The sequence below is a fragment of the Halomonas sp. NYA30 genome, assembly GCF_976980765.1.
Map to the genome: position 1 here is coordinate 4,598,161 of NZ_OZ334477.1, position 10,569 is coordinate 4,608,729.

The 10,569-nt window shown below is 53.4% G+C and carries 10 protein-coding genes and 1 pseudogene; 5 read left to right on the plus strand and 6 right to left on the minus strand.

The features are described from left to right. Window positions 1-45: 45 nt before the first annotated feature. A pseudogene (locus ACWI0H_RS21350) lies at window positions 46-420 on the minus strand (response regulator transcription factor); the annotation flags it as partial. Between the two features lie 94 nt (window positions 421-514). Here ACWI0H_RS21350 and ACWI0H_RS21355 point away from each other — a divergent pair. Then, window positions 515-1,876 (plus strand): IS1380 family transposase, encoded by a 1,362-nt coding sequence (locus tag ACWI0H_RS21355; protein ID WP_485874500.1) that lies wholly within the window; start codon window positions 515-517, stop codon window positions 1,874-1,876. A 170-nt stretch (window positions 1,877-2,046) separates the two neighbouring features. Here the strand turns inward: ACWI0H_RS21355 and ACWI0H_RS21360 are convergent, their stop codons facing one another. Then, entirely contained in the window at window positions 2,047-2,433 is a 387-nt protein-coding gene (locus tag ACWI0H_RS21360; RefSeq protein ID WP_485874501.1) for a hypothetical protein, read from the minus strand. 284 nt (window positions 2,434-2,717) lie between these two features. On the opposite strand from ACWI0H_RS21360, the gene rdgB reads away from it, so the two are divergent. The 4 genes from rdgB to ACWI0H_RS21380 all read left to right on the plus strand — a co-directional run bounded on the left by rdgB (window position 2,718) and on the right by ACWI0H_RS21380 (window position 6,159). Then, window positions 2,718-3,326, plus strand: coding sequence for an RdgB/HAM1 family non-canonical purine NTP pyrophosphatase (rdgB, locus tag ACWI0H_RS21365; protein ID WP_339882282.1), 609 nt, complete (start codon window positions 2,718-2,720; stop codon window positions 3,324-3,326). Further along, on the plus strand, window positions 3,319-4,503 hold the full coding sequence (gene hemW, locus ACWI0H_RS21370; protein ID WP_485874502.1) for a radical SAM family heme chaperone HemW: 1,185 nt from the start codon (window positions 3,319-3,321) through the stop codon (window positions 4,501-4,503). The genes rdgB and hemW overlap by 8 nt, the downstream gene beginning before the upstream one ends. 47 nt (window positions 4,504-4,550) lie before the next feature. Continuing rightward, window positions 4,551-5,225: a YiaD family glycine zipper/OmpA-like lipoprotein gene (locus ACWI0H_RS21375; protein ID WP_035556360.1), complete on the plus strand. Its 675-nt coding sequence runs from the start codon at window positions 4,551-4,553 to the stop codon at window positions 5,223-5,225. 88 nt (window positions 5,226-5,313) lie between these two features. Then, complete coding sequence (locus tag ACWI0H_RS21380; protein ID WP_485874503.1) at window positions 5,314-6,159, plus strand: 23S rRNA (adenine(2030)-N(6))-methyltransferase RlmJ; 846 nt, start codon at window positions 5,314-5,316, stop codon at window positions 6,157-6,159. A 30-nt stretch (window positions 6,160-6,189) separates the two neighbouring features. Here the strand turns inward: ACWI0H_RS21380 and mnmE are convergent, their stop codons facing one another. From mnmE to rpmH, 4 genes are all read right to left on the minus strand, one after another. Next, window positions 6,190-7,560, minus strand: a complete 1,371-nt coding sequence (mnmE, locus tag ACWI0H_RS21385) for a tRNA uridine-5-carboxymethylaminomethyl(34) synthesis GTPase MnmE (RefSeq protein ID WP_485874504.1) — start codon at window positions 7,558-7,560, stop codon at window positions 6,190-6,192. A gap of 103 nt (window positions 7,561-7,663) precedes the next feature. Beyond that, the gene (yidC, locus tag ACWI0H_RS21390; RefSeq protein WP_472954728.1) at window positions 7,664-9,373 is read right to left on the minus strand and encodes a membrane protein insertase YidC; all 1,710 of its coding nucleotides are present in this window, start codon (window positions 9,371-9,373) and stop codon (window positions 7,664-7,666) included. A 121-nt stretch (window positions 9,374-9,494) separates the two neighbouring features. Continuing rightward, window positions 9,495-9,887 carry a ribonuclease P protein component gene (rnpA, locus tag ACWI0H_RS21395; RefSeq protein WP_176302910.1) on the minus strand — a complete coding sequence of 131 codons (393 nt, stop codon included), beginning with the start codon at window positions 9,885-9,887 and terminating at the stop codon, window positions 9,495-9,497. A 13-nt stretch (window positions 9,888-9,900) separates the two neighbouring features. Then, window positions 9,901-10,035, minus strand: a complete 135-nt coding sequence (gene rpmH / locus ACWI0H_RS21400) for a 50S ribosomal protein L34 (RefSeq protein WP_008959105.1) — start codon at window positions 10,033-10,035, stop codon at window positions 9,901-9,903. Window positions 10,036-10,569 lie beyond the last annotated feature (534 nt).

Sequence of the window (10,569 nt, forward strand, 5' to 3'; positions counted from 1 at the left end):
ATGGATAAACGATGTATCGATAACATGCTGAATTACCCTTGCGCGTTAGCGCTGCCGATTGCGCTGCAGGCTGCGCGCGGTTTCAATATTGGGAAGAATCGGGCCCAGGTTTTGATGTATCCAATTAAGTGCTTGAATACGGTTATGTACGTTGATTTTGCGAAAGATGTTGTAGAGGTGAGACTTAACGGTGTGTTCGCTAACAAACAGCTTTTCAGCAATTTGCTGATTAGACGAGCCTGCACTAAGCAGTGAGATGATTTCCATTTCACGATTGGTGAGTCCGCAGGCTGGTCGAAAAGCATTACTTTGGTATTTGCGATAAAACAGGATGAGACGGGCCATTAAGTCCCGCGACATCCATAGCTCCCCTTCCAGTAACGCATGTATGCCTTTACAGATAACCTCAAGGCTTTCATTACCCTGAATCCGTGAGACCGGATCCCTGAAACGCTTCTAACCTACTGGTCCGCATGGCAATATAGCGGATATCGCCATTCACCCAGACAGTGCCATGCCCAACGTCAAGTTCCGCGCCAGTCGCCGCACCCTCACCAGCCACGCCGGGCTGTCCATCATCGGGCAATGCTTCGAGATCGCTGGCGTCGACAGCATCGACAGCCGCTTCCCCACCACGCTGGGCATGCGCACCAGTGACGTGATCAAGAGCTACCTGGGCCTGCTGTGTCTGGGCATGAGCGACTATGACGCTGTCGAGAACTTCCGCCGCGACAAGCCCTTCCAACAACTGCTGACCCTGCAGAAGGTGCCGAGCGCGGCGACGCTGCGACAGCGGCTGGAGAAACTTGCCGCCAACGACCTGCAGGCGCGCACCGCCACCTGGTCCACGACCCTGCTGTCACTGATCGAAGCACCGATCACCGCCGAGACGACGCACGTCTGCCTGGACATCGACACCTTCGTCATGGACAACAGCAACTCGAAGAAGGAAGGCGTCTCGCGGACCTACCAGAAGGTCGATGGCTACACCCCGATCGCCGCCTATCTGGGCAACGAAGGGTGGTGCCTGGGTCTGGAACTGCGGCCTGGCAAGCAGCACACCATGAAGGAGAGCAACGCCTTCCTGGAGCGGGTACTGCCTCGCGCCCAAGGCCTGACCGAGCAACCGATCCTGTTACGCGAGGACAGCGGCTTCGACAGCCAGGCGCACCTGGCGCTTCTCGAACAGCAGCGCCAGGTCTTTGCCGACGAGGGGCGCCGGCTCGACTATGTCGTCAAATGGAACCCGCGCGGCTCGGCCACGGCCGATCAGGATACCTGGTTGGCTGTGGCGGCGGACTACTGGGAAGAGCTGCGTCCTGGCAAGCGCCAGGCGCTGTGGACGCAGACCGTCTCGATCCACGACGACAACAAGACCGAATACGTCGTCCAACGCGTGATGCGCCTGGTCGAGCGCACCGCCGATCGCGATGGCCAGTTGCTGCTCGAACCGGACTATGAGTTGGAAGGCTGGTGGACCAGCCTGGACGAGGCGCCGGAGGCGGTGATCAAACGCTACCAGGCGCATGCCACCCATGAGCAGTTTCACAGCGAGATCAAGACCGATCTCGACCTGGAGCGCTTGCCGTCCGGCAAGTTCGCCACCAACGATCTGATCCTGCATCTCGCCCAGTTGGCCTACAACATCCTGCGCCTGATGGGACAGCTGGGCATGACCGGCGAGCTGAGCCCGGTTCGCCACCCGGCCAAGCGGCGCCGGCTGCGCACCGTGCTACAAGAGTTGGTGCACCGTGCGGCTCTCGTGATTCACAAGGCTCGGCAGATCATCCTCGACTTCGGGCAGGATATCGGGCGCATGACGGTGCTCAAGACGCTGCGGAGCCGACTGCGTTATCCACGAGGAACGCCATGCTGACCGTCAATCGGCGACACTCTATCCACAAGCAGTTCCAAGCGACACGCGATCGCCAGATATGTCGTGCCTGGCGGGTGGAAAGGCATGACAAAACGGGCCGTCAGCACCGATCAGCACGGTGGGTTTTGGCAATAACGGGCTTGCGAAAGCCAACTTGCACGGGCGAATGATCAAAAAGTGCTCGCTGGCGGTGATAGGGAAAGTGTCGGCGCCGGCTTCACGGATTCAGGATTACGATAAAACACGCCTTTTAACTGAGCACACGACAGTGCTTCCAGCGCGTGATCCATATCGTGAATATTAAAAGCGGCTAAGGGCGTTTTTGTTAACGCGTCAGGCAATTTATCTTGCCACTCCGGCAAAGCATCAATGCCGATATGATCGCTATCAATCAGAATCAGCACATTTCCCGATGCAGAAATGGGTAATGCCGCATGGGGCGAATGAATACTGATCTGACAGCCAGTATGTTTTTCCAAGTATTCAGCGAATAGCTGAGCTTGGGGACTTTTTTCGGTAACGACGTACACCGAACCGGTAGACTTTTCCTGCGACATTAGGTAGCCCTCATGGAAAGAAAGAGTGAGCAGGTAACCCTTGAAGTGTTGCCTATAAGATATGTTTCGTAAAGTTTTGTTATTAAAAAGATGGTAAATATAAATTTACCAACATTTAATAATTATCAATGTCTCCAGTTATTTTGTTACTTTTCAGTAATTTATAGATATATTAGAGATAGTTGTAGCGTGTGTGTTTTCAGATACGTTGAGTAACATTGTGCTGGCTTTTGATACGTTCAATGAGGGCGTAAACTGATGCTCTACCGTTTGGAGTACGTGTCATGGCAGCTGTTAATACCCTTGTTCTTGCCAGTGGGAATGCAGGAAAGTTAAAAGAATTCAATCAATTACTCTCTCCTTTGGGCTTCGATGTACGGCCTCAGGCCGATTTTGGTGTCATTGAGGTCGAAGAGACGGGACTGACATTTGTCGAAAATGCGTTGTTAAAGGCACGTGAAGCGAGTTTAGTCAGCGGGTTACCCGCCTTGGCAGATGATTCAGGGCTGGAAGTGGACGCGCTGAACGGCGCACCAGGTATCTACTCGGCCCGATATGGTGGTGAGCCCAAAAGTGATGAGAAAAATAATGAAACGCTGTTAGCAGCACTCAGCGATTGTGCAGAAGGACAGCGTAGTGGCCGATACTGGTGTGTACTTGTTTATTTACGTCACCCGAAAGACCCAGTGCCGGTGATTGTGCAACGCAGTTGGGAAGGCGAAATTCTTGCCCATCCACGGGGGACAGAGGGGTTTGGTTATGATCCGCTTTTTTGGTTACCAGACCAGGGCATGAGCGTTGCCGAGTTGCCGAGTGACAGTAAAAATCGCCTTAGTCACCGTGGACGCGCGCTGCAAGGCTTGGTGGAGTTACTGCAGGTGGCGCATGGTTGATACGTTGCCGCCGCTATCTCTTTATATCCACACACCCTGGTGTGTACGTAAATGCCCGTATTGTGATTTCAACTCCCATGAGCCGGGTACACACGGTTTTACGCCTCGCGATTTACCTGAAGCCGCTTACCTTGACGCATTGTTACAAGACCTGGATAGCGATCTCGCCTTAGCGGCTGGGCGAGAAATTCAGACAATCTTTATCGGCGGTGGGACACCCAGCCTGCTGTCGCCTTGGTTTTATGAGCGTTTACTGAGCGAGATTGAAGCCCGTTTGCCGTTTGCTGATGACATTGAGATTACCTTGGAGGCAAATCCCGGCACCACGGAACAGACGCGATTTATCGGTTACCGAAAGGCAGGTATTAATCGTTTATCGCTAGGTATTCAAAGTTTTCAGCCCGATCAACTGCATGCATTGGGGCGAATTCATAGCGGTGACGAAGCGGTCACTGCGGTCACGCAGGCTCGCCAGGCGGGTTTTACAAATATTAATATTGATCTTATGCATGGCTTGCCTGGTCAGACACCTCAACTGGCGATGGATGATATTGCCCAAGCGCTGTCGTTAGCGCCGGAGCATCTCTCCTGGTACCAGCTTACCCTCGAGCCGAATACGGCCTTTCACTCCCATCCACCAACGTTGCCTGAGGAAGAAGCACTCTGGGATATCCAGGATAGCGGTCATCAGTTTTTGGAGCAGGCCGGGTTTAAGCGCTACGAAATTTCGGCCTATGCAACCGATGGTCGTCAGAGTCTGCATAACCTTAATTATTGGCAGTTTGGCGACTACCTTGGGATTGGCGCCGGGGCCCATGGCAAGCTAAGCCATATTGACCCAGATGGTGAGTGGCGTATTGAGCGGCGTTGGAAAACCCGCCAGCCGGATGCTTATTTAAAGCGCATGGATGACCTGCGTGGCTTTATAGCGGGTAAGCAGGTTATATCAGCGGACGAGCTACCGTTGGAGTTTGCTATGAATGCTCTACGACTCACTGACGGGGTGTCGCTAGAGACATGGAACGCCAATACCGGGCTCTCTTCTGATATGTTACTTACGCGTTTACAAACCGCCGAGAAAAAAGGACTTTTGATGCAAATGCCTGAAAAACTGCGTGCATCGCCTCAAGGTCTATTATTCTTGAACGAGTTGCTGGCTTTAATTAGTGAAGATTGATCAGCAATGAATAAACAGATGTCCCGAATATAAACAAGGAGTGAGTGATGCGTATTTCTCGACTACTGACACCGCTGGCAGCCGCTATTTTATTAGCAGGTTGCGCCACATCGGACCCTTACGGTGGCCAAACGCAGCGCTCCAGCACCGCGATGGGCTCTGGTATTGGTGCTGCTGTGGGTGCCGCTGCCGGTGCGCTGTCTGGCGACGGTAGTACTAGCCGCCGTGATCGTGCACTGATTGGTGCGGCCGTCGGTGCGGCAGCCGGTGCTGGCATTGGTGTCTACATGGATCGCCAAGAGCAGCAACTGCGTGAAAACTTACAAGGATCGCGCATTGAGATTGATCGCCGTGGCGACGATATCGTGCTCAATATGCCTAGCGGCGTTACCTTTGGTTTTGACTCAGCTGAGCTGACCAGCGAAGCGCGCGGCTCTCTTAATGAAGTCGCTAATGTTCTTACTCAGTACCAAGACACCCGCGTTAGTATCGCAGGCCACACCGATAGCACCGGCGATGCTAGCTACAACCAGCGTCTCTCCGAGCGTCGCGCTCAAGCCGTATCGAGCTACCTCACCCAGAATGGCGTTTCGTCCACGCGTCTTAATACCTCGGGCTATGGTGCTACTCAGCCAGTGGCCAGTAATGACAATGAGCAGGGTCGTGCCCAGAACCGTCGCGTTGAAATTACCCTAACCCCTACCGGTAATGGTCAAGGTTGATACGTTCTTGAATTAACCTGGCTGTTGCCGACTAAAGCCCGCTATGCTCACATAGCGGGCTTTTTTATTCACTTGCTGATGAGTCTCCATGCTGTCCTATCAACATGCCTACCATGCCGGTAATTTTGCGGATGTGCATAAACATCTGACACTTTACGCGGTGATTGATTATTTATTACGTAAAAAAACGGCTATTACATATATCGATACTCATGCGGGACGAGGGCTCTATCCCCTTAATGCGCAAGAGACGCAACGCTTGCAAGAGTATCGCGAAGGCATAGGGCCGCTGTGGCAAGCCCGCAATGAGCTAAACGATTCGTTGCTGATAGAGTGGCAAGCAGCGGTAGCCACTGCTCAAGGCTCCTCAGCAACCCTGACGCACTACCCAGGCTCTCCCTGGTGGCTGAGTCATTCGTTGCGTGAGCAGGATCAACTGCGGCTGTTTGAGCTGCACCCCGGCGAGCACGAGCAACTTTCTACCCAGGAGTTGCCAGCTAACGCCCAGCGTGTTTTTGGCGATGGACTGGCGGGGCTGGAGGCCATGTTGCCCGCGATAACGCCACGGCTATGCGTGCTCATCGACCCCAGCTATGAGCGCAAAGTGGAATATCAGGAAGTTGCCGATACCGTCGCCTATACGCTTGAGAAAGCGCGCCATGCCGTAGTATTGATCTGGTATCCGCTGCTACCCGCTGGTCACTATCACACGCTATTAGATGCCTTGAAAGAGAGCGGTCAGCGCAAAATTTGGCGCAGCGAGCTGCTGCTGCGTGAACCCGGCGAGCAGGCTCACGGCATGTTTGGCAGCGGTATGTTGGTGATTAATCCGCCCTGGGGTTTGGATGAGCGACTAGCCGCAGCAATGGCTGAAATTACCCCGTTACTAGGTTCTTCTAGTCGCTATCAGGCGGATTGGTGGGTGGGAGAGTAGTGTTGGTAACTAGAGTAAAGAGCAGTTCTCTTATTTACCGATGCAGAAACTGCCGAAAATCTCGCCCAATAAATCATCGGCGCTGAATTCACCGGTGATTTCGCCCAATGCCTGTTGGGCGTCGCGCAGATCTTCCGCTAACAGCTCGCCTGCGCCGTAGCCATCAAGCTGAGTGCGGCCTGTATCAAGGGCTGCCATAGCACGATCTAAGGCATCTAAATGCCGCCGACGAGCGGAGAAGCGACCCTCGGTGGTGGCGGCAAAGCCCATGACATCTTTTAAATGTGCTTTTAAGTTATCCACACCCTCGCCCGTTTTAGCGGATAAACGTACGGTGGGCGGCGTTGTGGATAAATCTAATCCAGGCGGTTCAGCACTGGTATCAATCTTATTGCGTACTAACGTCAAGCGTTGCTGATCGGGCAGACGAGCGACAAACTCGGGCCAGATGGCCATGGGGTCGGTCGAGGCGGTCGTGCTGGCATCCACTAACAGCAGTACGCGATCAGCTTTCTCTATCTCGGCCCAGGCGCGAGCGACACCGATCTTCTCAACGGCATCAGGTGTATCGCGCAGTCCGGCGGTGTCGATGATGTGCAGCGGCATACCGTCGATATGAATATGTTCGCGCAGCACATCCCGGGTCGTGCCGGCAATATCCGTCACAATGGCGGTATCTTGTTCGGTCAGCGCATTCAGCAGGCTCGACTTACCCGCATTGGGCCGCCCGGCAATGACCACGCTCATTCCTTCGCGTAACAGTGCGCCTTGGCCTGCTGCCTGGCGTACGTCGTTCAGTGCTTGCTGGACGCTGCTTAAGTGCTGGGCAACGTGGCCATCGGCAAGAAAGTCGATCTCCTCTTCAGGGAAATCAATCGCCGCTTCAACGTAAACACGTAGCTCGATCAGCCGCTGCACTAACGCTGACACGCGCTTCGAAAACTCCCCCTGGAGAGAGCGCACGGCATTTTCGGCCGCTGAACGGGAAGTGGCATCGATCAGATCGGCGATAGCTTCTGCCTGGGCCAGATCAAGTTTGTCGTTGAGAAAAGCCCGTTCAGAAAACTCGCCAGGGCGCGCTAGACGTGCGCCGAGAGCCACGCAGCGCTCCAACAGCATATCCATAATAATGGGGCCGCCGTGGCCCTGTAATTCCAGGACGTCCTCACCGGTAAACGAATGGGGCCCATTGAAGAACAGGGCGAGGCCTTCATCAATAATGCTGTCAGCGCCCTGGAAGGGGCCGTAGTGGGCGTAACGCGGTGAGGGGCAGTGACCGAGTATGGCCTCGGCGATAGCGCGGCAGGCAGGCCCTGAGACGCGAATGATACCAACACCACCGCGTCCAGGAGGGGTAGCCAATGCGGTAATCGTATCCTGAGTATAAAGTCGTTCAACCATGGCGAGCCTCTTTAATGGATGCGTACAGTGTGAGTTTGTCGTCTTTAAAACGCCAGACCCCCGCACTGGGCGGGGGTCTGAAGGCTTCAACTACCACGGCAGGCTATTTGGTCTTCATGCCTTTGCCGATGGTCGGGTCATTCTCGATTTTGCGCGTAATGTAGTACTGCTGCGCCACCGAAATGATGTTGTTGACCACCCAGTAGATGACCAGACCTGCCGGGAACCACAGGAAGAAGAAGGTAAAGATGATGGGGAGCATCTTCATGATCTTCGCCTGCATCGGATCCGGGGGCGTCGGGTTCAACATTTGCTGAACAAACATCGAAATACCCATCAGGATCGGCAGAATGAAGTACGGATCTTTCACCGATAGATCCTGGATCCAGAAGATAAACGGTGCGTGTCGCAGTTCGACCGATTCCAGCAACATCCAGTAAAGCGCGATGAAGACCGGCATCTGAATCACAATAGGTAGACAGCCCCCCAGCGGATTGATCTTCTCCTTCTGGTAGAACTTCATCATCTCTTGCGACATCTTCTGACGATCGTCGCCATACATCTCTTTCAGGCGCTGCATTTCAGGACCGAGCTTACGCATACGGCCCATGGATTTGTACGCTTTGGCGGAAAGCGGGAACAGTACGGTCTTAACCAGTACCGTTAGCAATACAATCGACCAGCCCCAGTTACCGACGATGTCGTGGATCTTATCCAGCAACCAGAAGAGGGGGTTGGCGATAAACCATAGCCAGCCGTAATCCACAGTTAAGCGAAGGTTAGGTGCCACCTGCTCTAGGTAGTCCTGAATCTTCGGCCCCATATAAAGGGTAGCACCTAACGTGGCTTCGCCTTCTGCGGCAATGCTGCTAGTGGGGCCAGCAAAGGCTACGACGTTTCGATTGCTTGAGTCGGTAGTAACGTAGTAGAGGTTTTGCTGATCCTGCTGAGGTGCCCATGCCGAGACAAAGTAGTGCTGAATAATCGCAATCCAGCCGCCCTGTGCTTCGCGGTTTTCAAAGTTACTGGCTTGAATATCTTCAAAGTCGATCTTTTCGTAGCGTGCATCCGGCGTTGAGTAGGCAGCCCCCAGATAGGAGTTCATACCCATTGAAACGCCGCTTGAAGGATCCGGGCTATTATCGCGTGCTAACTGGCCAATAAAGCGCGCACTGACCGGTGCATCGGTGTTATTGGCTAGGTAGTAATTGACGTTGACCGCATAACTGCCGCGCTCAAACGTGAGGCGCTTAATCACCTCGACGCCGTTAACGTCGGCGGTCAGATCGACGCTCAGTTCTTCATCGTTATCGCCTAACCGATAGTCGGTATTTTCGGGAGTGAACGCGATGCGGCTTGCCTGGCCATCAAGCTGAAGACCTGAACGGGCCACGTAGCTACGGCTGCTGTTATCCGACAACAACACGTAGTTCCGCTCTGAGTCGAGGGAAAGTTTATGTTGCGGTAAAGCGGCATAAACAATATCGCCACCGTGTGGATCAATGCGTACATCAAGAACATCGGTCGTTACGGCAATGAAGTCACGGCTAGACGTTTCGCTTTCAGTATCGCCAGGAATACCTTCACCAACCGCATTTGGCTGCGATGTGGTACTCGGAACGGCTAAGCCGCCCTCGCCATCGTCAACATTGCTGGATGGTACTGAATTGCTAGATGGTGCTGAATTACTGCGTTGAGTCGTTTCAGGCACTGAATCGTAATTCGGCTGCCCGTAATCCTGATTCCACTGGACGACTAGCAAGTACGCCAGTACGGCTAGTGGAATCAGTAATAAAAGTCGTTTTACGTCCATGAGGGTTCTGCCCGCTGGGTGGTGAACATGCTAATGGCGCAGTGTCATTTACTCGACCCTTGACACACGAAAGCCTGCCAGGCGGCAGGCCGAGGTCGAGCGGCGAGGTGTGCACCAAAGGTCACGTGTCACGCTCTGGCGTTGGTGCTGCGATCACCGCCTGTGCGTCACGCTGAAGTCGCTTCCACATGCCGTGTAACTGGCGATGCAAGGTGTCGTTGTCGATATCCTGAACGCCGCGTCGGGCAAGCACCACGATATCCACAGAGGGTAAGTGATCTTGACGAAGACGGACAGATTCTCGAACGAGACGCTTGAAACGGTTGCGATCTACGGCGCGTTTGACATTTTTTTTGCTGACTACCAGTCCAAGGCGGGGGTGCCCCCTAGTACTCAAGCGAACTAACGCCATCATACCTTTGCCATGCACTTTCAGGTCGGCTTGCTCAAACACGTGACTGAAATCCCCAGCATTTAGTAACCGTAACTGCCGGGGAAAGCCTTTCTGCGGCACACGCAATCCGAGATCAGGCGCTCAGACGCTTGCGGCCCTTGGCACGGCGGCGTGCGAGGACGGCGCGACCGTTTTTGGTTGCCATACGAGCACGGAAGCCATGCGCGCGCTTGCGCTTGAGAACGCTAGGTTGAAAAGTGCGTTTCATAACTCGTTATTCCCACGTGGTTTAGGACGGAAAGTGAATTCCAAAAAGCCCGGTCCAGTGAGGAACTAGCCGGGGAGATTCAATTCAAGACCGGAAATTGTAGAGACTTCCTTTGCTGGGTGCAATTTTTCCTTGCATAAAAAGCGTTATGGCGTCATTGCGGCCATGCTGGCAGTGATGAATATAACAATCAACACTCTCGCTATTATTACTAATAGGTAGTTCTAAACCTGTTGTTATTAATAGTGGGGATACTATTTGTGGATAAGTGGTTTTAATTATTATTTATCAATTACCTATAATCATAAAAAATCTGTGTGTAAGTTCCGTATAAACAGTCTACAAGGTGTTAAGTAGATGTGTTTAACCCAAACGTAAGTCGCTTATTTGTTAATTCTCCCCGTTCCTCCACACGGTTTTCCCGTAGGCTTACTACAAGTTGTCCACAGGGCAATATTCAATCTTAAACCCGTGTGGATAACCGAAGCTTTGGGCGCTACAATGGTCGGCCGTTTTCAACCGATGGTGAGATGA